Below are 26,453 nucleotides of genomic sequence, written 5' to 3'. Positions count from 1 at the left end.
GCCGACAGGAGAGTAGCGATGTGGCGTGAGATCCAACCCGACCAGCAGTTCGACGTTTCGGTCGATGGCCATAATCTCGTGGCCTACAGCTACGGCGAAGGCGACGAGGTGCTGCTGCTCCTCAACGGCGGACCCGGCCTGCCCTGCGACTACCTGCGCGATGCCCATGCCTGGCTCAAGGACAAGGGCTACCGGGTGGTCACCTTCGACCAGCTCGGCACCGGCGCCTCCGACCGCCCCGACGACACCGCCCTGTGGAACATCACCCGCTATGTCGCCGAGGTGGAAACCCTGCGCCAGGCCCTCGACCTCGGCCGCGTCCACCTGCTCGGGCATTCCTGGGGCGGCTGGCTGGCCATCGAGTACGCCATCCATCACCCGCAGGCGTTGAAAAGCCTGATCCTGGAAAACACCGCCGCCGACATCCCGCACCTCTCCAGCGAGCTCGACCGCCTGCGCGGCGCCCTCGGCAGCGAGACGGTGGCGATGATGCAGCGCTTCGAAGCCCTCGGCCAGCTCGACCACCCGCAGTACCAGGCCGCCATCACCCTGCTCAACTACCGCCATGTCTGCCGCCTCGACGAGTGGCCGGCGCCGGTCCGGCGCTCCCTGGATGACTGGAACATGGGCCCGTACTGCACCATGCAGGGCCCCAACGAGTTCCTCTATACCGGCAACCTGAAGGACTGGAACCGGCTCAAGGAGATGGGCGACTTGCGCATGCCGGTGCTGATCACCACCGGCCAGCACGACGAGCTCACCCCGGCCTGCGCCATGCGCATGAAGCTGGCGCTACAGGACGCACAGCTGCAGGTGTTCCCCAACAGCAGCCACATGCCGTTCTACGAGGAGCCCACGGCCTACTTCCCGGTGTTGCTGGACTTCCTCCAACGCAACCGGGGCTGATCGATGAACCTGGCGCGCTACCGCTTCGTTCTCACCCGCCCGCTGCAACTGCTGCCGGTGCTGTTCGGCATCAGCGTCATCACCTTCGTCCTGGTCCGCTCGATTCCCGGCGACCCGGCGCGGGTGCTGCTCGGCTCGCGCAGCACGCCAGACGCGATCCAGAAGATCCGCGCCCAGTTCGGCCTCGACGAGCCGATCTGGGTGCAGTACCTGTACTTCCTGAAGAACCTGCTCAACGGCGATCTCGGCCAGTCCCTGCTGTACCGGGTCGATGCCTTGAAGCTGATCTCGACACGGATCGAGCCGACCCTGATGCTGGTGGCCGGCAGCGTGCTCCTCGCGTTGCTGATCGCCGTGCCGCTGGCCACCGTCGCCGCACGCAACAAGGGCGGCTGGGCCGACAACCTGATCCGCCTGTTCACCACCGCCGGCCTCGGCCTGCCGGCGTTCTGGCTGGGGCTGATGCTGATCCTGCTGTTCAGCGTGCACTGGGGGCTGTTCCCGGTGTCCGGCTATGGCCGCGAGTGGCCGGACAAACTCCACCACCTGGTGCTGCCCTGCCTGACCATCGCCCTGGCCCTCTCGGCGGTGCTGGTCCGCAACCTGCGCGCCAGCATGCTCCTCGAACTGCAGGCCGACCACGTCACCGCCGCCCGCGCCCGCGGCCTCTCGGAGAACGCCGTGTTCCGGCGCCACGTGCTGCCCAACTCGATGGTGCCGACGGTCAACCTGCTGGCAGTGAACATCGGCTGGCTGATCAGCGGCACGGTGGTGATCGAGAGCCTGTTTTCCCTGCCCGGCATCGGCCAGTTGCTGGTGCGCGGGATCTTCACCCGCGACTACATGGTGGTCCAGGGCGTGGCCATGGTCCTGGCCTGCGCCACCGTGGCGGTGAACTTCATCGCCGACGTGGTGACCACCGCCATCGACCCGCGGGTGAAGATCCAATGAGCAACCCGAGCGTCGCCCTGCCCACACGCTGGCGCCTGCGCTGGAACCTCGGCGATGGCCGCCTGACCCTGTATTGCGGTCTCGCCATCGTCCTCGGCTGGGGCCTGCTGGCGCTGTTCGCGCCCTGGGTCGCGCCCTACGATCCACTGCAGCAGAACGGCGACCTGCGCCTGCTCGCACCGACCCTCGCGCACCCCTTCGGCACCGACAACTTCGGTCGCGACATCCTCTCGCGGGTGATCTGGGGCGCCCGCATCGACCTGCAGATGGCCCTGATCGGCGTGATCTTCCCGTTCCTCCTCGGCACCTGCATCGGGGCGATTTCCGGCTACATCGGCGGGCGCTTCGACGCGCTGTGCATGCGCCTGATCGATATCGTCCTGGCCTTCCCCTTCCTGGTCCTGATGCTGGCGATCATGGCCATCCTCGGCCCCGGCCTGGGCAGTTTCTACATCGCCATGGCCCTGGTCGGCTGGGTGTCCTACGCCCGGCTGATCCGCGCGCAGATCCTCGTGCTCAAGGAAAGCGATTTCGCCCTGGCCGCGAAGAGCCTCGGTTTCAGCCACCGGCGCATCCTCTTCGGCCACCTGCTGCCCAACGCCCTGTTCAGCTCGGTGGTGTTCTGCATGTCCGACGCCGTGCTGGTCCTGCTCAACGGCGCCGCGGTCAGCTACCTCGGCCTCGGCGTGCAGCCGCCCACCGCCGAATGGGGCACGATGGTTGCAGAAGGTCAGAGCCTCATCACCAGCGCCTGGTGGATCTGCACCTTCCCCGGCCTGGCCGTGGTGACCCTGGCGATGGGTTTCAGCCTGCTCGCCGATGGCGTCGCCGAACGCCTGGGAGACCGTTCATGAGCACCGCCCTGCTGCGCGTCGAAGATCTCAGCGTGATCGCCCGTATCGACGGGCGCGACATCGCGGTGGTCGATCGCCTGTCGTTCAGCCTTGGCCAAGGCGAGATCCTCGGCCTGGTGGGCGAATCCGGCTCGGGCAAGACCATGGCCTGCCGCGCGCTGATGCGCCTGCTGCCCTCGCCCAGCCTGCGGGTCGAGGGCACGGCGGTAGAGTTGGCCGGGAAGAACCTGCTGCAGCTGGACGAGGCCGGCATGCGCCAGATGCGCGGGCGTGAACTGGGGATGATCTTCCAGAACCCGAGCAGCCACCTCGATCCGCTGATGCGCATCGGCGAACAGATTGCCGAGGGCATCCGCCTGCACCAGGGCGCCTCGCGCCGCGAAGCGCGGGCCGAAGCCATCGAAGTGCTGCGCCAGGTGGGGATTCCCGATCCGCGGTCGCGGGTCGACAACTACCCCCACGAGTTTTCCGGCGGCATGCGCCAGCGGGCGATGATCGCCGTGGCCCTGGGCTGCAGCCCCAGGGTGCTGATCGCCGACGAACCGACCACGGCGCTGGACGTCACCGTGCAGGCGCAGATCCTGCGCCTGCTGCTCGACCTGCGCGACCGCCGCGGCCTGTCGATCATCCTCATCAGCCACGACCTCGGCGTGGTCGCGCAGAGTTGCGACAGCATCGCCGTGATGTACGCCGGGCGCCTCTGCGAGCACGGCAGCAAGACGCAGGTGCTGGCCCGGCCGCAACACCCGTACAGCGCCGGCCTGCTCGCCTGCCACCCGGCGGCGGACAGTGGCCAGCGCCTGATGAACACCATCGGCGGGCAACCGCCGCTGCTGGGCGACATGCCTCCCGGCTGCCGCTTCGGTCCGCGTTGCGCGCAGGCCTCGACGCGCTGCCGCGAGCACCTGCCGGAACTGCGCGAGAGCGAACCCGGCCATCGCCTGGCCTGCCACACGCCGCTGCTCGCCGGAGGCTGGTCATGACCACGCTGTTGCAGGTCAAGGACCTGCGGGTGCAGTTCCCCGCCGCCGGCGAAGGCCTGTTCAGCCTGCGCCCGCGCAAGGTCAGCGCGGTCAACGGCGCCTCGCTGCACCTGGCCGCCGGGGAAACCCTCGGCCTGGTCGGCGAGTCCGGCTGCGGCAAGAGCACCCTGGCCCGGGCCATCCTTCACCTGGCCCCGGTGGCCGACGGGCAGATCCTCTTCGACGGCATCGACATGGCCCACGGCAGCAAGGCCGATATCGCCCGCCTGCGCCGTGAAACCGCGATGATCTTCCAGGACCCGTACAGCGCCCTGAACCCGCGCCAGCGCGTCGGCGAGATCCTTGCCGAAGTGCTGCGGGTGCAGCGCAAGGTGGCGGACGACCAGGTCGCCGCGCGGGTCGCGCAACTGCTCGAACGGGTTGGCCTGCGCCCCGAACTGGCCGAACGCAAGCCGCGCGCCCTCAGCGGCGGCCAGTGCCAGCGGGTCGGCATCGCCCGCGCCCTGGCCATCGAGCCGCGGCTGATCATCGCCGACGAATGCGTTGCCGCCCTCGACGTGTCGATCCAGGGCCAGATCATCAACCTGCTGCTGGAGCTGCGCGAACGCATGGACCTCGCGCTGCTGTTCATCACCCACGACCTCACCGTGGTGCGCCGCCTGTGCGACCGCGTGGCAGTGATGTACCTGGGGCGGATCGTCGAGGAAGGCCCGGTGCGCGAGGTTTTCGAGTCTCCGCGCCACCCGTACACCGCCGCCCTGATCCAGTCCATCGCCGACATCGACCCGGCCCGCCGCCTGCCCGAGCAACCGCTGCCGGGCGAACCGCCGAGCCCGCTGCACCTGCCGACCGGTTGCGCCTTCCATCCCCGCTGCCGGCATGCCCTGCCGGCCTGTCGGCAAAGCGCACCGCCGACCCATTCGCTGGGCGCGCGGCAATACGCCTGCGTCCATACGGAGCCGCTGTTCTGATCCAACCACATCATCAAATGGAGCTTGAGCATGAAACCCGGAGCATTGAAGTTACTCACCGCCGCCCTGCTGGCTGCCAGCGCCGTGACCAGCGGCGTGGCCCAGGCCGCCGGCGTACTGACCATCGGTTGCCGTGAGGAAAGCACCACCTTCGACCCGATCAAGAGTGCGCAGAACCGCGACAGCTGGGTGTTCGGCAACGTCTACGACGTGCTGGTCCGGGTCGACAACAGCGGCACCAGGCTGGTGCCTGGCCTGGCGGAAAGCTGGACGGTCTCCGACGACGGCCTGACCTACACCTTCAAGATGCGCAACGCCAAGTTCTCCGACGGCTCGCCGATCACCGCCGAGGATGGCGCCTTCACCCTCCTGCGTATCCGCGACAACCCGGGCTCCATGTGGTCCGACGCCTACAAGGACATCGCCGACGCCAAGGCGGTCGACGACCGCACCCTGGTGGTGACCCTGAAGAGCAAGTCGGTGCCGTTCCTCTCGCAATTGAGCACCGCCAACCTGTCGATCGTGTCGAAGAAGGCCATGGAACGCATGGGCGAGGACGCCTACGCCCAGGAGCCGGTGACCTCGGGTGCCTTCCGGGTCAAGGAATGGGTGCATGGCGACCGGGTGATCCTGGAGAAGGATCCCAACTTCTGGGAAGCCGACAAGGTCAGCCTGGATGGCGTCGAGTGGATCTCCATTCCCGACGACAACACGCGCATGCTCAAGGTCCGCGCCGGCGAGCTGGACACGGCGATCTTCGTGCCGTTCTCCCAGGTCGACGAGTTGAAGAAAGACCCGAGCCTGACCATCCACAGCGACCCATCCACCCGCGAAGACCACCTGCTGATCAACCACGCCAAGGGCCTGCTGGGCAAGCAGGAAGTGCGCGAGGCAATCGACCTGGCAATCGACAAGAAGGCGCTGGTCGACACCGTCACCTTCGGTCACGGCGAAGTCGCCTACTCGTACATTCCGAAGGGTGCGCTGTACCACAAGGCCGACAACCTGCAGCGTCCGTTCGACCCGGCCAAGGCCCGCGAACTGCTGAAGAAGGCCGGCGCCGAAGGCCTCAAGCTCAACTACGTGGTCAACGCCGGCAACGAGGCCGACGAGCAGATCGCCGTGCTGGTGCAGAAGCAACTGAAGGACGTCGGCATCACCGCCAACCTGCAGAAGGTCGACCCCACCGCGAGCTGGCAGATGCTGGTGGACGGCGACTACGACCTGTCGGTGATGTACTGGACCAACGACATCCTCGACCCGGACCAGAAGACCACCTTCGTGCTCGGGCATGACTCCAACCAGAACTACATGACCCGTTACAAGAACGACAAGGTCAAGGACCTGGTCGCCGCGGCGCGGGTGGAGACCGATCCGGTCAAGCGCGGACAGATGTACCAGGAACTGCAGAAACTGGCGAAGCAGGACGTGAACTGGATCGACCTGTACTACAGCCCGTACATCAATATCTCGCGTAGCAATATCCAGAACTTCACGCAGAACCCGCTGGGGCGCTTCACCCTGGAGGAGACGGTGAAGCTGGAGCCTGGCGTCAAGACCGCGAAGAACTGACAGGTATTCGCGGGCAAGCCTCGCGCCTACGGGAAGACGCCGATCCCTCGTAGGAGCGAGGCTTGTCGTGTGACGAACCACCGCGAAGGGCCGCAACGCGGCCCCCGAACTCAGCGCAACCCCAACGCCTTGCGCAAGAACCCATAGAACCCACCCGCACTCCTGCGATAGCCCTCCGCCGTCAGGTGAATCAGGTCCCCCCGCGCCAGCCCGTTAGCCTGCCACTGCTCGATCGAGCACGGCCCGCCCATGAACCCCTGCCAGTCCCAGAACAGCGCGCCGTTCGCCTGCGCCACCTCGCGCTGCGCCTCGATGATCCCGGCCAACCCCTGCGGCACCCGCGCCGCGCAGCCCTGGGCAGTGCGCTGCCTGATCGAGTCCGGCGGCCCGAGCAGGACGATCAGCGCACGGGGCAACTGGCGGCGCAGGTCGCCCACGATGCGGGTCAGTTGCTCGCGGTACTGCTGCGGGTCGAAGCGCGGATCGAAGGCTTCATTGGTCCCGTACTCCAAAATCAGCAGGTCCGGGCGCAACGCCCTGAGGGTTTCCTGCCAGCCCGCCTGCCACTTGTCCGTCACCGTCAGTTGCGCGCCATTGATGCCCAGCGCGGAAAGGGTCACCCCGGCATTCTGCTGCCCCTGGACATACCAGCCGCCCAGCGCCAGCCCCGCCGGCGCCTCCACCGACAACTGCAGCGGCAGGCGTGCGTTGTTCAGCAGCGGACTGAAACGCCACTGCCCGCCGCTGGCGGCCAGCATCACCCGGCGATCCGGGTTCTGCCCGTCGCGGGCCTCCAGGCTGGCGTGCTGCTGCGCCTGGTACAGCGCGGAAACCCGATAGCGCTGCTCATCCGCCTGGCGCGCCTCGATGCGCACCGTGGCCTTTTCCACCTGCGGCAGCGCCAGGTAGCCGCCCAGCGGGAACTGTTCGCTGTGCTGGTTGCGTGCCGACACCAGTTGCCATTGCGCTTCGGCCGCCTTGAGCACGACCTGTTCGTAGCGGGTGCCCGGGACCGGCACGGCCGAGATCAGGCCGATACCGCCGTCGCCATGGTCCTGCTGCAACAGCCGGCGCAGTTCGGCGCTGAACAGGTCGGCGGCGGTATGCGAATCGCCAAGCTGGACCACGTTCACCGGCGCCCGGGCCGCCATGCGCAGCTTGCCGGCGAACAGCCCGAGGTTGCCGTCGCGACCTGTCGCCTGGGCACCGCCCACGGGCAGCAGGCAGACGAGCAGCAGCAGGGAAAGCAATCGACGCATCTCAATGCCCCGTCACGTCAGGTCCGGGAAAGGCGATCAGGGCCAACACCTGGTTGGCGATCAGCTTCTGCCCGGGAATGGTGAAATGGATGCCGTCGTCGGCGCGGGTACGCAACTGCCCACCCTGGCCGTTGTGAACGGTAGAAGAAAACTCGTCGGCCTTGTAGCCGAGCACGACGTTGGCCGACACATAGTGCTGGCCATGGCGCTGCGCCTGTTCGCGGTACAGTTCGCTGAGATAGGCCATGGCAGTCGACAGCCGCGGCTGGCGCATGTTCGGCGGCCCGACCCAGATCACCTGCACACCCCGCTCGCGAGCCTGGTCGAGGATGGTATCGATGCGCTGGCGATAGGTCAGTTCCCAGGCCGGGGTCTTGAAGCGCAGGAACGGCTTGCCCTTGCCCTGGGGCATGTCCCAGGGGTCGTTGGGACCGAGGAAGACCACCATCAGACGCACCCTGGGGTGCTCGCGCAGCGTCCGGGCGACGGTCTGCGGCCAGTTGAAAAAGCCCGGATAGGCCAGCCCGGTGCTCTGTCGGCTGAGGTTGATGCTGCGAATGCCGTAGCGCTTGAGCAAGGTGTTGGCCAGGTGCGGCGCGACACCCTGCATCATCGAGTCACCGACCAGGAAGACTTCGTCGCTGGCACGCAGGGTGACCCGCGGCGAACGCACGATGTCCGGCAGCGCTTGGGTAATCGGCGGTTTGCCTGGCGCAGCGGCAGCGGGAGCAGCCACCGGCTTCGGTTTGACCGGTTGCGGCCTGGCTGGCGCAGGCTTGGCCGAAGGCCCGTCGAGGCTGACCGTCACTACCGGGATGTTGGGCGCCAGGTCCACCGTCACCGGTGCCGGCGGTAGCGGCGCCGCAGGCGGTGGCGTTTCGCTGCGCTGCGCGCTGAGGCTGTCGAAGAAGCGCTCGCGGGCATCCACCAGGGCCTGGTCGAGATTGCCGCCCAGGCGCCACAGCGGGCTCTGTCCCAGCAGCGGCAACTCGCAGCTCTGGTGATACTGCTGCTGGCAGTACAGGGCCAGCGACTGCTGGTTCAGCCAGGCCAGCAGCACAGCGCTGATCAGCAAGGCATACAGCACCCGCGCCGCGCCCAGTTGCGTGCGCAACAGCTGGCGGTTGTCAGAAACCGGCATAGATGAAACCCGGTACGCCAGACGGCGCGGCGAAGATGACCAGCGCCAGGAACAGCGCGAACGGCAGCGGGTAGAACGCCCAGGGCAAGCGGGTACTGGCGACGAAGCCACCGCGCAGCAGCGCCAGGGTCGAGGGATAGATGGCCAGGAGCAGCGCGCAGGCCAGCACCAGCAGGCCACTGTCGCCGAGCAGATCGGCGGCCGACAGTCCGTTCAGCATGTCCAGCGCGCCCTCCAGGCTGCTGCTGCGGAAGAACACCCAGGCGAAGGCCACGTAGTGGAAAGTCAGCACCCGTGCGGGCCAGGCCGCTCCGGTCGCCGTCGGCAACAGGCGCGCACAGAGCTTGTACAGCGCCAGGCCGACGCCATGCAGCGCGCCCCAGATCAGGAAGTTCAGGCTGGCGCCATGCCAGAGCCCGGACACCAGCATCGCCAGGAACATGTACAGCGTCGCCAGCCAGGCGCCATGGCGATTGCCGCCCAGGGGGATGTACACGTAGTCGCGGATGAAGCTGGACAGGCTGATATGCCAGCGCGTCCAGAACTCGCGCAGATTGCGCGCGACATAGGGCGCGTCGAAATTGCGCGGCAGACGATAGCCCAGCAGCAGCGCGAGCCCGCTGACCAGGTGGGTGTAGCCGCTGAAGTTGAAGTAGATCTGCAGGCTGTAGCCGTACACCGCCAGGAGCACCTGCGCCGGGGTGAAGTTGCCCGGCGTCTCGAACACCGGATCGACCCACTCGCTGCCCAGCCAGCCACTGAGCAGGAACACCTTGACCACCGCCAGGGCGATCAGCCCCAGCGCCCGCTGCGGCTCCAGCACCTGGCGCAGTTGCCCGACACGGATCTGCGGCAGCAGGTGCGTGGCGCGATTGACCGGACCGGCGATCAGGCAGGGGAAGAACGCCAGGTACAGGGCCAGGTCCAGCGGCGGCACCGGCGCCAGCTCGCCGCGGTTGATCGAGACCACGTAGCTGACGGAATGAAAGGCATAGAAGGAAAAGCCGATCGGCACCAGCACCTGCAGCACCGGCAACGACAGCGTCAGGCCCAGCCCGGCCAGCGCGGCCTGGACGCCGCCGACCAGCAGTTCCTGGTACTTGAACAGGTAGAAACAGCCGAGCACCAGCACCAGCAGGGCCAGGTCACTGAACCAGCGCCCCGGACAGCGCGCCGCCAGCAGCCCGAGGCCGTACACCGCCAGGGTGTAGGCGAACAGCACATACAGGGCGAAGGGGCTGAAGCTGGCCGCCAGACCGTAACTGGCGGCCAGCAGCACGACGTTCTGCAGCCGCGTGCTCCAGCACAGGCTCCAGTACAGGACGAAGAAGACAATGAAGCACAGAGCGGATTCGATCGACAGGAGGCTCACAACGTGGTCCATCACGCAACGGCGGAAGGGATGCTCTGGACGCCGAGCGGGCGCGATTATGGCAGAGAGCCATGAGCGCTCACAACGCGAGCGCCGCAATGCCCCCTCAAGACCACCACCGATTTGCCCCGAATGCCCTGCTCTGCTAGTGTCGCGCCGTTCCAACCGCCACCGAGACAGACGCCATGGCCCGAAAAAAAGCCGCCATCGATTTCGAGCAATCCCTCGCCGACCTGCAAGCCCTGGTCGAGCGCCTGGAGAACGGCGAACTGTCGCTGGAAGACTCGCTGACCGCCTTCGAGCAAGGCATTCGCCTGACCCGTGACTGCCAGGGTGCCCTGACCCAGGCCGAGCAGAAGGTGCAGATCCTCCTGGAGCGCGACGGCGAACTGGCCGCCGAGCCCTTCGACGCGGACCCGGCGGAATGATCGGCAACTATCAGGCGCAATCCCAGGCGCGCGTCGATGCCGCCCTGGAACCCCTGTTCCAGGCCCCTTCGGTGGAACTCGAACGGCTTTACCAGGCCATGCGCTACAGCGTGATGAACGGTGGCAAGCGCGTTCGCCCGCTGCTCGCCTACGCCGCCTGCGAGGCGCTGGGTGGCCGTGCCGAACAGGCCAATGGCGCCGCCTGCGCGGTGGAGCTGATCCATGCCTACTCGCTGGTCCACGACGACCTGCCGGCGATGGACGACGACGACCTGCGCCGCGGCCAGCCGACCACCCACAAAGCCTTCGACGAAGCCTGCGCGATCCTCGCCGGCGACGGCCTGCAGAGCATGGCCTTCGACGCCCTGCTCGATCCGCGCCTGAGCACCCTGAACGACGCCACGCGCCTGGCCATGGTGCGTACCCTGGCCAGGGCGGCGGGCCCGGCGGGCATGGTCGGCGGCCAGGCCATCGACCTCGGCTCGGTGGGCCTCAAGCTCGACCAGAAGGCCCTGGAGTTCATGCACCGGCACAAGACCGGCGCACTGATCGAAGCCAGCGTGCGCCTCGGTGCCCTGGCCAGCGAGCGTGCCGGGGACGCCGAACTCGATGCCCTGCAACAGTACGCCCAGGCCATCGGCCTGGCGTTCCAGGTGCAGGACGACATCCTCGACGTGGAAAGCGATACCGCGACCCTGGGCAAGCGCCAGGGCGCCGACATCGCCCGCGACAAGCCGACCTACCCGGCCCTGCTCGGCCTCGACGCGGCCAAGGCCTATGCCCTCGAGCTGCGCGACCAGGCCCTGGACGCGCTGCGGCCGTTTGACGCAGCGGCAGAGCCGCTGCGGGCGCTGGCGCGGTATATCGTCGAACGGCGCAACTGATCCCGGCACGCCCCCATTACCCCTGTAGGAGCTGGCTTGCCTGCGAAGGACCGCGCAGCGGTCCCTATCGCGGTGAGGTCTGGGACCGCTGCCGCGGTCCTTCGCAGGCAAGCCAGCTCCTACAGCGGAATGGCCAGCACCCCATTGAATGGGCAGCCTCTCCCCAATGGGGTAAACTGCCGCGTCTTCAAACCTATAACGACTCGCCTGATGCCCACGACGTTTCAAGAGATCCCCCGCGAACGCCCGGTCACGCCGCTGCTCGACCGTGCCGATACGCCAGCCGGCCTGCGTCGTCTGGCCGAAGCCGACCTGGAGAACCTGGCTGACGAACTGCGTCAGGAACTGCTCTATACCGTCGGGCAGACCGGCGGGCACTTCGGTGCCGGCCTGGGCGTCATCGAGCTGACGGTCGCCCTGCACTACGTCTTCGACACCCCGGACGACCGTCTGGTGTGGGACGTCGGGCACCAGGCCTATCCGCACAAGATCCTCACCGGTCGCCGCCAGCGCATGAACACCCTGCGCCAGAAGGACGGCATCGCCGCCTTCCCGCGGCGCAGCGAGAGCGAATACGACACCTTCGGCGTCGGCCACTCCAGCACCTCGATCAGCGCCGCACTGGGCATGGCCATCGCCGCCCGCCTGCGCAACGAGTCGCGCAAGTCCATCGCGGTGATCGGCGACGGCGCCCTCACGGCCGGCATGGCCTTCGAGGCGTTGAACCACGCCCAGGAAGTCAACGCCGACATGCTGGTGATCCTCAACGACAACGACATGTCGATCTCGCGCAACGTCGGCGGCCTGTCCAACTACCTGGCCAAGATCCTCTCCAGCCGCACCTACGCGAGCATGCGCGAGGGCAGCAAGAAGGTCCTCTCGCGCCTGCCCGGCGCCTGGGAAATCGCCCGCCGCACCGAAGAGTACGCCAAGGGCATGCTGGTCCCCGGCACCCTGTTCGAGGAGCTGGGCTGGAACTACATCGGCCCCATCGACGGCCATGACCTGCCGACCCTGATCGCCACCCTGCGCAACATGCGCGACCTCAAGGGCCCGCAGTTCCTGCATGTGGTGACCAAGAAGGGCAAGGGCTTCGCCCCGGCCGAGGTCGACCCGATCGGCTACCACGCGATCACCAAGCTGGAGCCGGTGGACAAGCCGGCCGCCGCGCCGAAGAAGGCCGGCGGACCGAAGTATTCCGCGGTGTTCGGCCAGTGGCTGTGCGACATGGCCGCCGCCGACGAGCGCCTGGTCGGCATCACCCCGGCGATGAAGGAAGGCTCCGACCTGGTGGCGTTCAGCGAACGTTATCCACAGCGCTACTTCGACGTCGCGATCGCCGAACAGCACGCCGTGACCCTGGCCGCCGGCATGGCCTGCGAAGGTTCCAAGCCGGTGGTGGCGATCTACTCGACCTTCCTCCAGCGTGCCTACGACCAGTTGATCCATGACGTCGCGGTGCAGAACCTCGACGTGCTGTTCGCCATCGACCGCGCCGGCCTGGTGGGCGAGGACGGCCCGACCCATGCCGGCAGCTTCGACCTCTCCTACCTGCGCTGCATCCCCGGCATGCTGGTGATGACTCCGAGCGACGAGAACGAACTGCGCCGCATGCTCAGCACCGGTCACCTGTACGACGGTCCGGCGGCGGTGCGCTACCCGCGCGGCAGTGGTCCGAACGCGACCATCGAGAACACCCTGGAACCGCTGGAAATCGGCAAGGGCGTGATTCGCCGCCAGGGCAGCAAGGTCGCCCTGCTGGTGTTCGGCGTACAGCTGGCCGAGGCCATGAAGGTCGCGGAAAAGCTCGACGCCACGGTGGTCGACATGCGTTTCGTCAAGCCGCTGGATGAAGCCCTGGTGCTGGAACTGGCCGGCAGCCACGAACTGCTGGCGACCCTCGAAGAGAACGCCATCATGGGTGGCGCCGGTGCCGCGGTCAGCGAGTTCCTGGCCCGCGAAGCGCTGCTCAAGCCGGTGCTGCACCTGGGTCTGCCGGACGTCTACGTCGAGCATGCCAAGCCGGCGCAGATGCTCGCCGAGTGCGGGCTGGATGCCGCCGGTATCGAGGATTCGGTGCGCCAGCGCATGAATCTGCTGGGCCTCTAACGCCCGACCCGCGCGGTCTTTGTAGGAGCTGGCTTGCCTGCGAAGGCTCTGTAGGAGCTGGCTTGCCTGCGAAGGACCGCACTAGCGGTCCCAGATAGCAGTGAGTTCTGGGACCGCTAGTGCGGTCCTTCGCAGGCAAGCCAGCTCCTACAGAGCAAACCACGCTCCCACAACAACCAGACTCTTCAATTTCATGAATCTCCCCCGCCTCGCCCCGCTCCTGCTCTGCCTCCCCACCCCGCTCCTCGCCGAACCCCTGGACCGCGACGCCGCCCTGAAGCTCCCCGACGTGGTGATCAGCGCCAACCGCCAGGTCGAGGACCGTAACCAGTCCAGCGCCGCCACCACGGTCTTCACCCGCGACGACATCGAGCGCCTGCAGCCGGACAACATCACCGACCTGCTGACCCGCGTCCCCGGCGTACAGGTCGCGCGCACCGGCGGCCGCGGCAGCCTGCCGGGGATCTTCGTGCGCGGTACCAAGGCCGCGCAGACCCTGGTACTGGTCGACGGCCAGCGCATCGCCAACACCTCGTCCGGCGACAGCGCCCTGCAGTACCTGGATGTCCAGCAGATCGAGCGGGTGGAAGTGCTGCGCGGCTCGCGCTCGGCGATCTACGGCAGCGATGCCATGGGCGGGGTGATCCAGATCTTCACCCGACGTGGAACGGACCAGGGCCTGCAGGGGCGCGTGCGCCTGGCCGCCGGCAGCCAGCAGACCTTCCAGCGCAGCCTCGGCCTGTCCGGTGGCGACGGCCGCACCCGCTTCAGCCTGGGTGCCAGCCTGGACGAAAGCGCGGGCATCGATGACACCCGCCAGTCCTTCTCCAGCGACAAGGACCATGATGCCTATCGCAACCGGTCGCTGAGCCTGAACCTGGCGCATGCGTTGAGCGACGACGTGGAGGTCGGCGCGAGCGTGCTGGATAGCCGCGGTCGGCGGGAGTTCGACAGCCCCTACGGGCTCTACGTCATCGACACCGGCGAGATCCGCCCGCAGGCGCCCTACACCGATTTCACCGTCAGCAGCGTCAACACCTGGCTCGCCGCGCAGGTCAACGAGCGCTGGCATACCCGCCTGGAACTGGGCCACAGCGAGAACCGCGACCGCAGCCGCGACAAGCTCAACCCGGTCAACGACGTGTACAACACCTACCGCGACTCGCTGACCTGGCAGAACGACCTGACGCTGAACGACCAGCACAGCCTGCTGCTCGGCGGCGACACCTGGGTCGACCGCCTGCACGCCAGCACCGATTTCACCGAGGACAGCCGCTGGAACCGTGGGGTCTTCGTCCAGCATCGCTTCCAGGGCGAACACTTCTCCACCGAACTGGGCCTGCGCCGCGATCGCAACCAGCAGTTCGGCGGACAGAACACCTGGAGCGGCAGCCTGACCCTGCCGCTGAACCTGGACAACGACCTGTTGCTGTCCTACAGCGAAGGCTTTCGCGCACCGACCTTCAACGACCTGTACTACCCCTTCGCCGCCAACCCGAACCTCAAGCCCGAGCACTCGAAGAGTTATGAAGTGCAGTGGCGCAGCCAGCTGAGCGAGGACAGCCGCCTGGAAACCTCGCTGTACCGCACCGACCTGCGCGACGCCATCGTCTTCCGCGATACCGCGCCGTACAACGTCAGCAAGGCGCGCATCATCGGTTTCGAGACGACCCTGAAGCAGCAGTGGTTCGGCTGGCAGAGCCAGTTGGGCCTGGCCCTGATGGACCCGCGCGATCGGGAAAACGGCCGTACCCTGGAACGTCGCGCGCGTCGCACCCTGAGCCTTGACCTGGATCGCCAGTTCGATCGCCTGGGGCTCGGCGCGTCCTGGCAGGCCGTGAGCGGCAGCTACGCCGATGCCGCCAACCAGCGCAGTCTCGGCGGCTATGGCCTGCTCGGCGCCCGCGCGAGCTGGACGCTGAGCCCGGAGCTGCGCCTGGACCTGAAGGTCGAGAACCTGCTGGACAAGGACTACGCCCGCAGCCAGTACAACTTCGGCGGCAGCTACTACGGCTACCGCGAGGAAGGCCGCGGCTGGATGCTCGCCATCAACTGGACGCCGGAGCTCTAGCCAGCGCCTCGCACAGCCTGGCGGTGGCCTCGATCATCTGCCCGCTGGGGCGCTCCAGGCCCTTGTCCGGCACCACCAGCAACCGGCCGTCGCGCACCGCGCTGACCTGCGGCCAGTTCGTCCAGCCCTTCAACTGCGCCGGGTCGCCCACCACGATGACCTGCGGATCGCGCAGCAGCACGCTCTCGATGCTGACCTGCGGCGCGGGCAGCTTGAGGTCGTCGAACAGGTTGCGCGCGCCGCAGACCTTCAGGGCATCGCTGATGATCTGCCCGCCACCGACTGTGTACAGCGGCTTGTCCCACACCTGGTAGAACACCCGCCGTGGCTGCTCGCGGTGATAGTGCTGGCGCAGCTCGTCGAGCCGCGCCCGCAGTTCGGCGGCGCGCTGCCGCCCTGCTTCGGCACGACCGAGACGCTCGCCGATGCTGGCAATCTGCTCGACCAGGCTGTCGAGGTCATGGGGTTCGGCGCTGTACAGCGCGATGCCGAGGCGCTCCAGCTGTGCGCGCTGGGCTGGTGGCACGCTGGCCGGCCAGAGCAGGATCAGGTCGGGCTTGAGGCTGAGCAGGCGCTCCAGATCGAGTTGCCCGTAGCGCCCCACCGAGGGCACCTGCGCCAGCGCCGCCGGACGCTCCCCGGCATCCAGTACGCCCACCAGCAAATCGGCGGCCTGCAGTTCGATCACGATTTCGGTCAGCGAGGGCGCCAGGCTGACTACCCGTGGCGCCGCCGCCAGCGCGCCGGCGCACGCCAGCAGCACCAGCAGGAGAACGCCGCGCATCAGGCCAGCTGACGCGGGATACGGTAGAGGTAGAGGATCACCACGCTGGAGATCGCCAGGAGAATCTGCGGCACCGCCTCCAGACCGACGAACACCGACAGCGCGGCGACCCAGGCCGGCAGGCAGGCGAACAGCATGCCCAGGCGGCGCGCTCGCGCCAGTTCGATCCAGGCCGCCGGTTCGGCGTCGCTGTCCAGGGCCTTGCCGGTGGCGATCAGCGCATGCTTGTAGGCACCGAAGCGCGGCAGGGTAAGAAACATCGACGCCACGCCAGCGATGAACATCGGCATGGCCAGGATCGGAATGACCGGCTCACCGCCACCGAAGGCCCAGGCGAACACCAGCAAGGGTGCCAGCGCCACCGCCAGGTACTGCCACCAGGCGAGGGTCAGGCGGGCGCGAACCTGGCTGCGGGTCACGCCCGGCCGACCTCACCCTGGTGCTCGTTGCCCATCATGTGGCCGAGCTTGCCGGCCTTGGTCGCCAGGTAGTGCTTGTTGTGCGGGTTGTGTCCGGTGTGCAGCGGCACGCGCTCGGCGACGACGATGCCCATGTCGGTCAGCGCCTTGACCTTGCGCGGGTTGTTGGTCATCAGGCGCAGCGCGCTGACGCCCAGGTGCTCCAGCATCGGCCGGCACATGGCGTAGTCACGCTGATCGGCGGCGAAGCCCAGGCGCTCGTTGGCCTCGACGGTGTCGGCACCGCCGTCCTGCAACTCGTATGCGCGGATCTTGTTGAGCAGACCGATGCCACGGCCTTCCTGGCGCAGATAGAGAAGAACGCCACGCCCTTCCCGGGCGATGGCTTGCAGGGCTGCCTCGAGCTGCGAACCGCAATCGCAGCGCTGGCTGAACAGGGCGTCGCCCGTCAGGCACTCGGAATGCAGGCGACCCAGCACCGGCTGGCCGTCATCGACCGCGCCAAGGCTGAGCACGACGTGCTCGCGGCCCGTGGCTTCGTCGAGAAAACCGTGCATGGTGAAAGTCGCGAAAGGAGTAGGCAGCTTGGAAGCGGCAACGAAAACGACGGGCACCTTGTGCTCCTGATATGCATGAAAATTGACGTGGGCCGATTGTAACAGCAGCTTGGCGTGGCTGCTTATGCTGAATTTGCGGGGAAAAATATCGAAAAGTTCGATAATGCGTTGGCTATCGGCCCGCCGGTTCGAACGGGTAAGGCTGCTTCCATTGCTGGAAAATCGGCTTGAGCGCGCCACTGTGCACCAACTCGTCCATGCGCCTGTCGAACAGGTCGCGCAACGCCTTGCCCTGCGGCGTATTGCCGAATGCCAGATACAACGGCAGTTCCGCCACATGGGTGCTGCGGAATTTCTCCGGATGCTCGGCCTGGGCATGCACGTCATTCACTTCGGTCTGGGCATCGATGTAGAAGTCGACCCGCTCGCGCTCGAGCATTGGCAGGATGCCATCGCGGCGCTGCACCTCGCGGTAGTAACCGACATTCGGCAGGTAGTGCTGGTAGTCATAGCCGCGCACCCAGGACAGGCGGAACTGGCCGATGTTGTCCGGGGTCGGCAGCGGCTTGCTGACCAGGCCCAGGGCGTAGATATGGTCGGAATCGAAGTTCCAGCGCGGGTAGAGGTTGTCGCTGTTCTCCTCGTGGTAGGAGCCGACCCAGGCATCCGCCTCGCCGCGCTTCACCAGGCCGATGGCCCGGGTGTAGGGCGCGCTGAGCACGCGGACCTTGACCCCGGCCGGCTCGAAGACCTGGCGCAGGACGTCCCAGGCCAGGCCCGTACCGTCGGCATTGGTGTAGTCCTGCCAGTTTTCACTGGCCAGGCGGACCTCCGACGGAAGATCCTCGGCCCGAGCGATTCCCAGCATCCCAGCCAGCATGGCCACCAGCAGCAGCCATTGTCGCCACTTGCGCATGACGCGCCTCCCTTTAGATCAGACTCCACACCAGCACTTGCATGGCCAGCCAGGCGAACACGCCGGCCAGCACGTCGTCGAGCATGATGCCCACCCCGCCATGCACATGCCGGTCGACCCAGCGGATCGGCCACGGCTTGAGAATGTCGAAGAAGCGGAACATCAGGAACCCGGCAAGCAACCATAGCCACCCCTCCGGCACCAGCCAGAGGGTAATCCACATGCCGACCATTTCGTCCCAGACGATGCCTTCGTGGTCATGCACACCGAGGTCGTCGGCGACCTTGCCGCACAGCCAGAAGCCGAACAGCATGGTCAGCCCGAGCATCAGCCAGTAGCCCCAGTCGGGCAGCATCTGCCACAGCGGCACGAACGGCAGCGCCACCAGCGAGCCCCAGGTACCCGGAGCCTTGGGCAGGGTGCCGGAACCGAAGCCGAAGGCGAGGAAATGCCAGGGGTTGCGCCAGACCGAGGGCGGAACGTTTTCCGCTGGCACCTGATTGGGGTGGTCGGTCACGGTGTCTCCCTGAAATGTTGATAGCCGCGAACGGCGGGGGTGATGTCACGGCCTGCGGCATCGTGCAGGCTGACGCCGCTGCCCGCCTCGACCCGACCGACCACATGCACCGGCCAACCGGCGGCACGCAGGCCGTCCAGCTCGGCGGGCGGCAGGGTGAAGGCGATGACGTAGTCGTCCCCACCCGCCAGTGCCGCCTGGTGCGCCGCGTCGAGGCCGAGGAACGCGGTCAGCGCCGCGCTCAGCGGCAGGCGTTCCAGCTCCACGCGCAAGGCGACACGGGACGCCTTGGCAATATGCCCGCAATCGGCCAGCAGACCGTCGGAAATGTCCAACGCCGCCGTGGCCTTGCCGCGCAGGGCCTGGCCCAGGGCGATCTGCGGCGACGGCGACCAGTAATGGGACAACAGCGGCGCGGCCAGGGTTGCATCGGCTTGCCGCTCGCCCAGGACCAGCGGCAAGGCGCCAGCGGCATTGCCCAGCTCGCCACCGACACAGAGCAGATCACCAACCCGTGCGCCGCTGCGGGTCAGCGCCTGCCCGACCGGCACGCGACCGAACACGGTCATGGTCAGGCTCAACGGGCCGCGAGTGGTGTCGCCGCCGACCAGGGTCAGGCCACATTGAGTGGCCATCTGGCTCAGGCCGCGGGCATAGTCGCGCAGCCAATCCGGATCGGTATCGGCGAGGGTCAGGGCAAGGGTGAAGGCAAGGGGCGTGGCGCCCATGGCAGCCAGATCACTGGCTGCGACCGCCAGCGAGCGCTGGCCGAGCAGGAAAGGGTCGCTGACGGCGGGGAAATGCACCCCGGCCACCAGCGTGTCGGTGGAGATTGCCAGCTGTTCGCCGGGAGCCGGCGCCAGCAACGCGCAATCGTCACCGATGCCGAGGGCGATGCCTTCGCCACCCTGCGCGCAGGGCGCGGCGGCGAAGAACTGGCGGATCAGCTCGAACTCACCCATGGACAGACAGCGCCGCGATCAGCGCTTGTACGCCTTCACTTCGGCTTCGCGAAGCACGGGTGCGAGCTTGTCGAGAACGCCGTTGACGAACTTGTGGCCATCGGTGGAACCGAAGACCTTGGCCAGCTCGATACCCTCGTTGATCACCACGCGATACGGCACGTCGTGGCGCACCAGCAGTTCCCAGCCGGACAGGCGCAGGACGGACAGCTCGACCGGGTCGAGTTCTTCCAGGGCCATGTCCAGGCAAGGCTTGAGGGCGTTGTCGATTTCGTTCTTCTTCGCCGGGACCCCGTGAAGGATCTCGCGGAAGTAGGCGCCATCGACATCGCTGAAATCGTTGTCGACCCGGAACTGCGCTTCGATCTCGTTCAGCGAATGCTGAGCCATGTGCCATTGATACAGGGCCTGGGTCGCGAGCTTGCGGGCTTCGCGGCGCTTGGCGCTCTTCGATGGCTTGCCCGCATCGGCGGGTTTCGGATCACGCGGGTTGAAACGATCGCTTTCGTCGCTAATCACTTGGCCTCCAGCTGCGCCAGCAGACTGACCATTTCCAGAGCGGACAGGGCGGCTTCGGCGCCTTTGTTGCCGGCCTTGGTGCCGGAACGCTCGATGGCCTGTTCGATCGAGTCGACGGTCAGGACACCGAACGCGACCGGGATGCCGAACTCCATGGATACCTGGGCCAGGCCCTTGGTGCACTCGCCCGCAACGTATTCGAAGTGCGGAGTACCGCCACGAATCACCGCACCCAGGGCGATGATCGCGGAGTAATCACCCTGTTGGGCGACCTTCTGCGTGACCAGCGGGATTTCGAACGCGCCAGGCGCACGGATGATGGTGATGTCGCTTTCGCTCACGCCATGACGAACCAGGGCGTCAACGGCACCGCTCACCAGGCTTTCGACGACGAAGCTGTTGAAGCGGCCAACCACCAAAGCATAGCGACCTTTGGGGGCAATGAAGGTACCTTCGATGGTCTTCAGGGACATTGCGGGATTCTCATCTTAAAGAGCCAGGCCGCAAGAACGCGGCCTGTGGGAGTTTTGGTCACGAATGGACGGCGGTCAAACGCCATCGGGTCATTCGGAGGGCACGTATTCTACAACTTCCAGATCGAATCCGGATATCGCGTTGAACTTCATCGGCGAACTCATCAGGCGCATCTTGCGCACACCGAGGTCACGCAGGATCTGCGAACCGGCACCGACGGTGCTGTAGGTGGTCGGCGCCTTGGTCGGCGCATCGCCCGCGCTCTCGCGGATATGCGCCAGCAGCACGTCGCCGTCCAGCGGATGGCCGAGCAGCAGGACCACGCCGCTGCCGGCGTCGGCCACGGCGCTCATCGCCGCGCGCAGGCTCCAGCGCCCCGGTTGCTTGACCATCAGCAGGTCGCGCAGCGGGTCCATGTTGTGCACGCGGACCAGGGTCGGTTCGTCGGAGCAGATCTTGCCGAGGGTCAGGGCCATGTGCACGTCGCCTTCCACGGAGTCGCGGTAGGTGACCAGGTTGAAGTGACCCAGCTCGCTGTCCAGTGGCTGCTCGGCGATGCGCTGGATGGTGCGCTCGTGGATCATGCGGTAGTGGATCAGGTCGGCGATGGTGCCGATCTTGATGCCGTGCTCGGCGGCGAACACTTCCAGCTCCGCACGACGCGACATGGTGCCGTCGTCGTTCATCACCTCGCAGATGACCCCGCTCGGCTCGAAACCGGCCATGCGCGCCAGGTCGCAGGCAGCCTCGGTGTGGCCGGCGCGGGCCAGGGTGCCGCCCGGCTGGGCCATCAGCGGGAAGATGTGACCCGGGCTGACGATGTCCTCGGCCTTGGCGTCCTTGGCCGCGGCGGCCTGCACGGTACGCGCGCGGTCGGCGGCGGAGATGCCGGTGGTGACGCCCTCGGCGGCCTCGATCGATACGGTGAACTTGGTGCCGAAGCCGGAACCGTTGCGCGGCGCCATCAGCGGCAGCTTCAGGGTCTCGCAGCGCTCGCGGGTCATCGGCATGCAGATCAGGCCGCGGGCGTGCTTGGCCATGAAGTTGATGTGCTCAGGCAGGCAGCATTCCGCTGCCATGATGATGTCGCCTTCGTTCTCGCGGTCTTCGTCATCCATCAGGATGACCATTTTGCCCTGGCGGATGTCTTCGACCAGTTCTTCGATGGTGTTGAGCGCCACGCGGCACCCCCTTCTCAATTCAGGATTTCAGGTAGCCGTTGGCGGCCAGGAAACTTTCGGTGATACCGCTGCCTTTGCTCGGCTCGGCGGCCTTGTCGCCCAGGAGCAGGCGCTCCAGATAACGCGCCAGCAGGTCGACCTCGAGGTTGACCCGGCGGCCGGGGCGGTAGTCGGCCATGATGGTCTCGGCCAGGGTATGCGGGACGATGGTCAGCTCGAACTCGGCGCCATCGACGTCGTTGACCGTCAGGCTGGTGCCGTCGACGGTGATCGAGCCCTTGTGGGCGATGTACTTCGCCAGTTCCTTCGGTGCGCGCACGCGGAACTGGATGGCGCGGGCGTTATCGGCACGGGAGACGATCTCGCCGACACCGTCGACGTGACCGCTGACCAGGTGGCCGCCCAGGCGGGTGGTCGGGGTCAGGGCCTTTTCCAGGTTGACCCGGCTGCCGCTCTTCAGGTCGGAGAAGGCGGTGCAGTCCAGGGTCTCCCGGCTGACGTCGGCCCAGAAGCCATCGCCCGGCAATTCCACGGCGGTCAGGCAGACGCCGTTGACCGCGATGCTGTCGCCCAGCTTGACGTCGCCCAGGTCGAGCTTGCCGGTTTCGACATGCACGCGCACGTCACCGCCTTTCGGGGTGATGCTGCGGATGCTGCCGATGGATTCGATGATGCCGGTGAACATGAGGTCCTCCTCGAGAACAGGCCGCGCCTAGCGCAAGCCGCGAATTATACGCCCGGAGCGGGCACGGGGATTGCCGTGACTCGCCAGTCATCGCCAATCGCGCGCATTTCGGTGATTTTCAGTGACGGCGCCTCGCTCATCCGCGCCAGCGGCCAGTCCAGCAGCGGACGCGCACTCGAGCCAAGGAACTTGCCGGCGATGAACAGCTGGTATTCGTCCACCAGGCCGAGCTGGGCGAAGGCGCCGGCAAGACCTGGGCCGGCCTCCACCAGCACTTCGCTGATGTCGCGGCGGGCCAGTTCGACCAGCAGCTTGCGCAGATCGACCCGGCCATCTTCGCCGGCGATGCGCAGCAACTGGTGGCCGGCGGCGGCGTAGCGTGGATCGTCTTCGGCGGCGGTAACCACCAGGGCCGGACCGGCCTGGAAGAACGCGGCCTGCAGCGGCAGGCGCAGACGCCCGTCGATCAGTACCCGCAGTGGCGGACGCGCCAGCGCCAGGGCTGTGGTCTCGGCGTCCAGGCCCAGTTCCTCGCCGCGCACGGTCATCCGCGCGTTGTCCGCCAGCACGCTGCTGGCGCTGCTCAGCACCACGCTGGAACGGGCGCGCAGGCGCTGCACCGCGGAGCGCGCCGCGGCGCCGGTGATCCACTGGCTTTCGCCGCTGGCCATGGCGGTGCGCCCGTCCAGGCTCATCGCCAGCTTGACCCGGACGAACGGCAGGCCGTGTTCCATACGCTTGAGGAATCCGGGGTTGAGTGCCCGGGCTTCGCCTTCGAGCACGCCGCTGGCGACTTCGATACCGGCCTCGGCCAGGCGTTTGAGGCCATTGCCGGCGACCTGGGGGTTGGGGTCGCGCATGGCCGCGACCACCCGGCTCACGCCGGCCTTGACCAGCGCATCGGCGCAGGGCGGCGTGCGCCCATGGTGGCTGCAGGGTTCCAGGGTGACGTAGGCGCAAGCACCGCGCGCCAGCTCGCCGGCCTCGTGCAGGGCATGGACCTCGGCGTGCGGCTCGCCGGCACGCACGTGCCAGCCCTCGCCGACGATGCGCCCGTCACGCACGATGACGCAGCCGACCCGCGGGTTCGGGTGCGTGGAATACAGGCCCTTGCGTGCCAGTTCCAGGGCACGGGCCATGTAGTGGGCATCGAGGACGGCGCGTTCTGTGGACATGTTCACTCTTTGGCAGGCTCGCGGGCCAGGCGGTCGATCTCTTCGCGGAACTCGTCGAGGTCCTGGAAACGCCGGTAGACCGAGGCGAAGCGGATATAGGCGACTTCGTCGAGCTTGCGCAGCTCGGCCATGACCAGCTCACCGACGACCAGCGACTTGACCTCGCGCTCGCCCTTGGCCCGCAGCTTGTGCTTGATATGCGCCAGCGCCGCTTCCAGGCGCTCGACGCTGACCGGGCGTTTTTCCAGGGCGCGCTGCATGCCGGCGCGCAGTTTGTCCTCGTCGAAGGGCTGGCGGGTGCCGTCCTGCTTGATCAGGCGCGGGAGGACCAGCTCGGCGGTCTCGAAGGTGGTGAAGCGCTCACCGCAGGCCACGCATTCGCGGCGACGGCGCACTTGCTCACCCTCGGCGACCAGGCGCGAGTCGATGACTTTGGTGTCGTTGGCACCGCAGAAGGGACAGTGCATGGTGGCAGGCAACAAAAAAAGGGAGGGCCATGGTAGCGCATCCGACTGGCAAGACAAGCCAAAGGGGTTACCATCCAGTGAGGAAATACGCCCCCCAAGGAAATTCACCATGTCGTTTCGAGCGCTCGCCGTGCTCGGCTTCGCTGGCCTGCTGGCAGCCTGCAGCAGCGAAGCCCCCAAACCCGTACCAGCGCCGGCACCGGCGAAGACCGTGGCCAAGCACGTTCATGTACCGACCCCGCTGCCCGCCCACCAGCGCGAGCTGAGCGGCAGCTTCACCAATATCCCCCGTGGCGCCGAAGTCGAGGTTGCCCTGCTGGTGATCGACGAACGCGGCCGCCCGCAACGCCTGCTGGCCAGCGACACCTTCGACGGCACCGGCCAGCCGCTGGCGTTCCAGCTGCGTTTCAATCCGGAAGTCTTCCCGGCCGGCGCCCGCGTCGAACTGCGCGCCCGCGCCAGCCAGTCCGGGCAACTGATCCTGCACCTCAGGCCACTCAGCGTGACCCGCGCCGACACCCAGGCCTTCGGCCCGCTGCAACTGGACAAGGCACCGTAATGGCGCCGGTTCACCTGCAAGCGGCCCTGAGCGAGTTGCTGGGCGATGCCCGCCTGGTGACCAGCGAACTGCCCGAGTGCACGCTGAAGCTCTGGCTGATCGACGCCGACAACATGGACCGCGCCTTCAGCCCCGAGGAAACCCGGCGCATTCTCGACGAGCCTCCGTACTGGAGCTTCTGCTGGGCCAGCGGCCTGGCCATGGCCCGCTACCTGGCCGAACGCCCGGAATGGGTGGCCGGCAAGCGCGTACTGGATTTCGGCGCAGGCTCCGGCATCGCCGGGATCGCCGCGGCGAAGGCCGGGGCCCTGGAAGTGGTGGCCTGCGACCTCGACCCGCTGGCGCTGCAGGCCAGCCGGGCCAACGCGGCGCTCAACGGCGTGGAGCTGAACTACTCCAGCGACTTCTTCGCCGAGGACGACCGCTTCGACCTGATCCTGGTCGCCGACGTGCTCTATGACCGCGCCAACCTGCCGTTGCTGGACGAATTCCTCAGCCGCGGCCAGCAGGCGCTGGTGGCCGATTCACGGGTTCGCGATTTTCGCCATCCGCTGTACCGCCAGCTCGACACCCTGCACGCCCTGACCCTGCCGGACCTCGCCGAACCCCACGAGTTTCGCCAGGTGAGCCTGTACCATGCCAGTCGCGGCGCCGTATAGTGGCGCCATTCATGCGTTCGCGAGAGTCGAGATGAGTCAGGACACCCCGTACATATTCGATACCACCGTCGCCAACTTCGACCAGGTGGTGGTCGCCAACTCGCACCACAAGCCGGTGCTGGTGGATTTCTGGGCCGACTGGTGCGCGCCGTGCAAGGCGCTGATGCCGATGCTGGCGAAGATCACCGAGGAGTATCAGGGCGAGCTGCTGCTGGCCAAGGTCAACTGCGACATCGAGCAGGACATCGTCGCCCGCTTCGGCATCCGCAGCCTGCCCACCGTGGTCCTGTTCAAGGACGGCCAGCCGGTCGACGGCTTCGCCGGTGCGCAGCCGGAATCGGCGATCCGCGCCATGCTCGAGCCCCATGTGCAGCAGCCGGCACCGGCCGCCGCCGATCCGCTGGAGCTGGCCCAGGCGCTGTTCAACGACGGCCGCTTCAGCGAGGCGGAAGCTACCCTCAAGGCGCTGCTGGCGGAAGACAACAGCAATGCCGGCGCACTGATCCTCTATGCCCGCTGCCTGGCCGAGCGGGGTGAACTGGGCGAGGCGCAGACCGTACTCGACGCGGTGAAGAGCGACGAGCACAAGGCCGCGCTGGCGGGTGCCAAGGCGCAACTGACCTTCCTCGCCCAGGCCAAGGCCCTGCCGGAAGTGGCCGATCTGAAAACCCGCCTGGCGCAGAATGCCGAGGATGACGAAGCGGCCTATCAACTGACCATCCAGCAGTTGTCGCGCCAGCAATACGAGGCGGCGCTGGAAGGTCTGCTGAAGCTGTTCAAGCGCAATCGCGGTTATGAAGGCGGGCTGCCGCACAAGACCCTGCTGCAGGTGTTCGAGTTGCTGGGCAACGATCATCCGCTGGTGGGGACCTATCGGCGCAAGTTGTTCGCTGCCTTGTACTGAATCAGTGATGGCCCTATCGCCGGCAACGCCGGCTTGTGTCTTCAGGACCTCTTAAAATCAAGGTGTGAGAGCGGTGGATGGCAGACTGGATGCCGGCGGTGCCCTAGAGCACGTGTGGGAGCATAGTCGCCATCCACCTCTCACTCTGACCCGAAGCCCGAACAGTTGAATGAG

Annotated in this window: 28 protein-coding genes; 13 read left to right on the top strand and 15 right to left on the bottom strand. The window is 67.0% G+C overall.

The window, feature by feature from the left end:
- The first annotated feature begins 18 nt into the window (after positions 1-18).
- The 6 genes from RTI28_RS11365 to RTI28_RS11340 are packed head-to-tail and all read left to right on the top strand — an operon-like array spanning position 19 to position 6,237.
- A complete protein-coding gene (locus tag RTI28_RS11365) occupies positions 19-906 on the top strand; it encodes a proline iminopeptidase-family hydrolase (protein ID WP_316920541.1) in 888 nt (295 codons plus the stop codon).
- Between the two features lie 3 nt (positions 907-909).
- Entirely contained in the window at positions 910-1,857 is a 948-nt protein-coding gene (locus RTI28_RS11360; protein WP_316920540.1) for an ABC transporter permease, read from the top strand.
- Positions 1,854-2,711 carry an ABC transporter permease gene (locus RTI28_RS11355; protein ID WP_316920539.1) on the top strand — a complete coding sequence of 286 codons (858 nt, stop codon included), beginning with the start codon at positions 1,854-1,856 and terminating at the stop codon, positions 2,709-2,711. Before RTI28_RS11360 ends, RTI28_RS11355 begins: the two co-directional genes overlap by 4 nt.
- Positions 2,708-3,694 carry an ABC transporter ATP-binding protein gene (locus RTI28_RS11350; RefSeq protein WP_316920538.1) on the top strand — a complete coding sequence of 329 codons (987 nt, stop codon included), beginning with the start codon at positions 2,708-2,710 and terminating at the stop codon, positions 3,692-3,694. Before RTI28_RS11355 ends, RTI28_RS11350 begins: the two co-directional genes overlap by 4 nt.
- Positions 3,691-4,665 (top strand): ABC transporter ATP-binding protein, encoded by a 975-nt coding sequence (locus RTI28_RS11345; RefSeq protein WP_316920537.1) that lies wholly within the window; start codon positions 3,691-3,693, stop codon positions 4,663-4,665. Before RTI28_RS11350 ends, RTI28_RS11345 begins: the two co-directional genes overlap by 4 nt.
- Positions 4,666-4,695: 30 nt before the next feature.
- On the top strand, positions 4,696-6,237 hold the full coding sequence (locus tag RTI28_RS11340; protein WP_316920536.1) for an ABC transporter substrate-binding protein: 1,542 nt from the start codon (positions 4,696-4,698) through the stop codon (positions 6,235-6,237).
- A gap of 110 nt (positions 6,238-6,347) precedes the next feature.
- Here RTI28_RS11340 and RTI28_RS11335 read toward each other — a convergent pair whose 3' ends face one another.
- From RTI28_RS11335 to RTI28_RS11325, 3 genes are read right to left on the bottom strand one after another with little or no spacing between them, the layout of a single operon-like run.
- Positions 6,348-7,496 carry an SGNH/GDSL hydrolase family protein gene (locus RTI28_RS11335; protein WP_316920535.1) on the bottom strand — a complete coding sequence of 383 codons (1,149 nt, stop codon included), beginning with the start codon at positions 7,494-7,496 and terminating at the stop codon, positions 6,348-6,350.
- Position 7,497: 1 nt separating this feature from the next.
- Complete coding sequence (locus tag RTI28_RS11330; protein WP_316920534.1) at positions 7,498-8,637, bottom strand: SGNH family hydrolase; 1,140 nt, start codon at positions 8,635-8,637, stop codon at positions 7,498-7,500.
- Positions 8,624-10,009, bottom strand: a complete 1,386-nt coding sequence (locus RTI28_RS11325) for an MBOAT family O-acyltransferase (protein ID WP_316920533.1) — start codon at positions 10,007-10,009, stop codon at positions 8,624-8,626. The genes RTI28_RS11330 and RTI28_RS11325 overlap by 14 nt, the downstream gene beginning before the upstream one ends.
- Before the next feature lie 185 nt (positions 10,010-10,194).
- Between RTI28_RS11325 and RTI28_RS11320 the strand changes: the two genes are divergently transcribed.
- The 4 genes from RTI28_RS11320 to RTI28_RS11305 all read left to right on the top strand — a co-directional run bounded on the left by RTI28_RS11320 (position 10,195) and on the right by RTI28_RS11305 (position 15,501).
- Positions 10,195-10,437 (top strand): exodeoxyribonuclease VII small subunit, encoded by a 243-nt coding sequence (locus tag RTI28_RS11320; protein WP_316920532.1) that lies wholly within the window; start codon positions 10,195-10,197, stop codon positions 10,435-10,437.
- Positions 10,434-11,321, top strand: coding sequence for a (2E,6E)-farnesyl diphosphate synthase (gene ispA, locus RTI28_RS11315; protein ID WP_316920531.1), 888 nt, complete (start codon positions 10,434-10,436; stop codon positions 11,319-11,321). The genes RTI28_RS11320 and ispA overlap by 4 nt, the downstream gene beginning before the upstream one ends.
- A 210-nt stretch (positions 11,322-11,531) precedes the next feature.
- The gene (dxs, locus tag RTI28_RS11310) at positions 11,532-13,430 is read left to right on the top strand and encodes a 1-deoxy-D-xylulose-5-phosphate synthase (protein ID WP_316920530.1); all 1,899 of its coding nucleotides are present in this window, start codon (positions 11,532-11,534) and stop codon (positions 13,428-13,430) included.
- Between the two features lie 193 nt (positions 13,431-13,623).
- Positions 13,624-15,501: a TonB-dependent receptor domain-containing protein gene (locus tag RTI28_RS11305; RefSeq protein WP_316920529.1), complete on the top strand. Its 1,878-nt coding sequence runs from the start codon at positions 13,624-13,626 to the stop codon at positions 15,499-15,501.
- Here RTI28_RS11305 and RTI28_RS11300 read toward each other — a convergent pair.
- The 12 genes from RTI28_RS11300 to nrdR form a co-directional block, all read right to left on the bottom strand.
- Complete coding sequence (locus RTI28_RS11300) at positions 15,479-16,285, bottom strand: cobalamin-binding protein (protein WP_316920528.1); 807 nt, start codon at positions 16,283-16,285, stop codon at positions 15,479-15,481. The genes RTI28_RS11305 and RTI28_RS11300 overlap by 23 nt on opposite strands.
- Positions 16,285-16,704: an MFS transporter gene (locus RTI28_RS11295; protein ID WP_316920527.1), complete on the bottom strand. Its 420-nt coding sequence runs from the start codon at positions 16,702-16,704 to the stop codon at positions 16,285-16,287. Before RTI28_RS11295 ends, RTI28_RS11300 begins: the two co-directional genes overlap by 1 nt.
- Complete coding sequence (gene ribA, locus RTI28_RS11290) at positions 16,701-17,318, bottom strand: GTP cyclohydrolase II (RefSeq protein ID WP_042123618.1); 618 nt, start codon at positions 17,316-17,318, stop codon at positions 16,701-16,703. The genes RTI28_RS11295 and ribA overlap by 4 nt, the downstream gene beginning before the upstream one ends.
- Before the next feature lie 115 nt (positions 17,319-17,433).
- Entirely contained in the window at positions 17,434-18,141 is a 708-nt protein-coding gene (locus tag RTI28_RS11285; protein WP_401253185.1) for a substrate-binding periplasmic protein, read from the bottom strand.
- A gap of 49 nt (positions 18,142-18,190) precedes the next feature.
- Entirely contained in the window at positions 18,191-18,694 is a 504-nt protein-coding gene (locus tag RTI28_RS11280; RefSeq protein WP_042123613.1) for a phosphatidylglycerophosphatase A, read from the bottom strand.
- On the bottom strand, positions 18,691-19,656 hold the full coding sequence (gene thiL / locus RTI28_RS11275; RefSeq protein WP_316920525.1) for a thiamine-phosphate kinase: 966 nt from the start codon (positions 19,654-19,656) through the stop codon (positions 18,691-18,693). The genes RTI28_RS11280 and thiL overlap by 4 nt, the downstream gene beginning before the upstream one ends.
- An 18-nt stretch (positions 19,657-19,674) precedes the next feature.
- A complete protein-coding gene (gene nusB, locus RTI28_RS11270) occupies positions 19,675-20,175 on the bottom strand; it encodes a transcription antitermination factor NusB (protein WP_316920524.1) in 501 nt (166 codons plus the stop codon).
- A complete protein-coding gene (ribE, locus tag RTI28_RS11265) occupies positions 20,172-20,648 on the bottom strand; it encodes a 6,7-dimethyl-8-ribityllumazine synthase (RefSeq protein ID WP_316920523.1) in 477 nt (158 codons plus the stop codon). The genes nusB and ribE overlap by 4 nt, the downstream gene beginning before the upstream one ends.
- A 90-nt stretch (positions 20,649-20,738) precedes the next feature.
- The gene (gene ribBA / locus RTI28_RS11260; protein WP_316920522.1) at positions 20,739-21,830 is read right to left on the bottom strand and encodes a bifunctional 3,4-dihydroxy-2-butanone-4-phosphate synthase/GTP cyclohydrolase II; all 1,092 of its coding nucleotides are present in this window, start codon (positions 21,828-21,830) and stop codon (positions 20,739-20,741) included.
- A gap of 19 nt (positions 21,831-21,849) precedes the next feature.
- Positions 21,850-22,515: a riboflavin synthase gene (locus RTI28_RS11255; RefSeq protein ID WP_042123606.1), complete on the bottom strand. Its 666-nt coding sequence runs from the start codon at positions 22,513-22,515 to the stop codon at positions 21,850-21,852.
- Positions 22,516-22,559: 44 nt separating this feature from the next.
- Positions 22,560-23,690, bottom strand: coding sequence for a bifunctional diaminohydroxyphosphoribosylaminopyrimidine deaminase/5-amino-6-(5-phosphoribosylamino)uracil reductase RibD (gene ribD / locus RTI28_RS11250; protein WP_316920521.1), 1,131 nt, complete (start codon positions 23,688-23,690; stop codon positions 22,560-22,562).
- 2 nt (positions 23,691-23,692) lie between these two features.
- Complete coding sequence (gene nrdR / locus RTI28_RS11245; protein WP_316920520.1) at positions 23,693-24,157, bottom strand: transcriptional regulator NrdR; 465 nt, start codon at positions 24,155-24,157, stop codon at positions 23,693-23,695.
- Positions 24,158-24,266: 109 nt separating this feature from the next.
- Here nrdR and RTI28_RS11240 point away from each other — a divergent pair, with 109 nt between their 5' ends.
- From RTI28_RS11240 to trxA, 3 genes are read left to right on the top strand one after another with little or no spacing between them, the layout of a single operon-like run.
- Positions 24,267-24,716: a YbaY family lipoprotein gene (locus tag RTI28_RS11240; protein WP_316920519.1), complete on the top strand. Its 450-nt coding sequence runs from the start codon at positions 24,267-24,269 to the stop codon at positions 24,714-24,716.
- A complete protein-coding gene (locus RTI28_RS11235) occupies positions 24,716-25,375 on the top strand; it encodes a class I SAM-dependent methyltransferase (protein WP_316920518.1) in 660 nt (219 codons plus the stop codon). The genes RTI28_RS11240 and RTI28_RS11235 overlap by 1 nt, the downstream gene beginning before the upstream one ends.
- A gap of 31 nt (positions 25,376-25,406) precedes the next feature.
- Entirely contained in the window at positions 25,407-26,279 is an 873-nt protein-coding gene (trxA, locus tag RTI28_RS11230) for a thioredoxin (protein WP_316920517.1), read from the top strand.
- Positions 26,280-26,453 lie beyond the last annotated feature (174 nt).

Source organism: Pseudomonas sp. zfem002 (genome assembly GCF_032621685.1).
Lineage (GTDB): Bacteria > Pseudomonadota > Gammaproteobacteria > Pseudomonadales > Pseudomonadaceae > Aquipseudomonas > Aquipseudomonas japonica.
This window is presented reverse-complemented; position numbering and strand designations above follow the sequence as displayed.

Excerpts from the sequence above, each read along its gene's own strand:
- RTI28_RS11365 (WP_316920541.1), top strand. The coding sequence starts at position 19 with ATGTGGCGTGAGATCCAACCCGACCAGCAGTTCGACGTTTCGGTCGAT.
- RTI28_RS11360 (WP_316920540.1), top strand. The coding sequence starts at position 910 with ATGAACCTGGCGCGCTACCGCTTCGTTCTCACCCGCCCGCTGCAACTG.
- RTI28_RS11355 (WP_316920539.1), top strand. The coding sequence starts at position 1,854 with ATGAGCAACCCGAGCGTCGCCCTGCCCACACGCTGGCGCCTGCGCTGG.
- RTI28_RS11350 (WP_316920538.1), top strand. The coding sequence starts at position 2,708 with ATGAGCACCGCCCTGCTGCGCGTCGAAGATCTCAGCGTGATCGCCCGT.
- RTI28_RS11345 (WP_316920537.1), top strand. The coding sequence starts at position 3,691 with ATGACCACGCTGTTGCAGGTCAAGGACCTGCGGGTGCAGTTCCCCGCC.
- RTI28_RS11340 (WP_316920536.1), top strand. The coding sequence starts at position 4,696 with ATGAAACCCGGAGCATTGAAGTTACTCACCGCCGCCCTGCTGGCTGCC.
- RTI28_RS11335 (WP_316920535.1), bottom strand. The coding sequence starts at position 7,496 with ATGCGTCGATTGCTTTCCCTGCTGCTGCTCGTCTGCCTGCTGCCCGTG.
- RTI28_RS11330 (WP_316920534.1), bottom strand. The coding sequence starts at position 8,637 with ATGCCGGTTTCTGACAACCGCCAGCTGTTGCGCACGCAACTGGGCGCG.
- RTI28_RS11320 (WP_316920532.1), top strand. The coding sequence starts at position 10,195 with ATGGCCCGAAAAAAAGCCGCCATCGATTTCGAGCAATCCCTCGCCGAC.
- ispA (WP_316920531.1), top strand. The coding sequence starts at position 10,434 with ATGATCGGCAACTATCAGGCGCAATCCCAGGCGCGCGTCGATGCCGCC.
- dxs (WP_316920530.1), top strand. The coding sequence starts at position 11,532 with ATGCCCACGACGTTTCAAGAGATCCCCCGCGAACGCCCGGTCACGCCG.
- RTI28_RS11305 (WP_316920529.1), top strand. The coding sequence starts at position 13,624 with ATGAATCTCCCCCGCCTCGCCCCGCTCCTGCTCTGCCTCCCCACCCCG.
- RTI28_RS11300 (WP_316920528.1), bottom strand. The coding sequence starts at position 16,285 with ATGCGCGGCGTTCTCCTGCTGGTGCTGCTGGCGTGCGCCGGCGCGCTG.
- RTI28_RS11285 (WP_401253185.1), bottom strand. The coding sequence starts at position 18,141 with ATGCTGGCTGGGATGCTGGGAATCGCTCGGGCCGAGGATCTTCCGTCG.
- thiL (WP_316920525.1), bottom strand. The coding sequence starts at position 19,656 with ATGGGTGAGTTCGAGCTGATCCGCCAGTTCTTCGCCGCCGCGCCCTGC.
- ribE (WP_316920523.1), bottom strand. The coding sequence starts at position 20,648 with ATGTCCCTGAAGACCATCGAAGGTACCTTCATTGCCCCCAAAGGTCGC.
- RTI28_RS11255 (WP_042123606.1), bottom strand. The coding sequence starts at position 22,515 with ATGTTCACCGGCATCATCGAATCCATCGGCAGCATCCGCAGCATCACC.
- ribD (WP_316920521.1), bottom strand. The coding sequence starts at position 23,690 with ATGTCCACAGAACGCGCCGTCCTCGATGCCCACTACATGGCCCGTGCC.
- nrdR (WP_316920520.1), bottom strand. The coding sequence starts at position 24,157 with ATGCACTGTCCCTTCTGCGGTGCCAACGACACCAAAGTCATCGACTCG.
- RTI28_RS11240 (WP_316920519.1), top strand. The coding sequence starts at position 24,267 with ATGTCGTTTCGAGCGCTCGCCGTGCTCGGCTTCGCTGGCCTGCTGGCA.
- RTI28_RS11235 (WP_316920518.1), top strand. The coding sequence starts at position 24,716 with ATGGCGCCGGTTCACCTGCAAGCGGCCCTGAGCGAGTTGCTGGGCGAT.
- trxA (WP_316920517.1), top strand. The coding sequence starts at position 25,407 with ATGAGTCAGGACACCCCGTACATATTCGATACCACCGTCGCCAACTTC.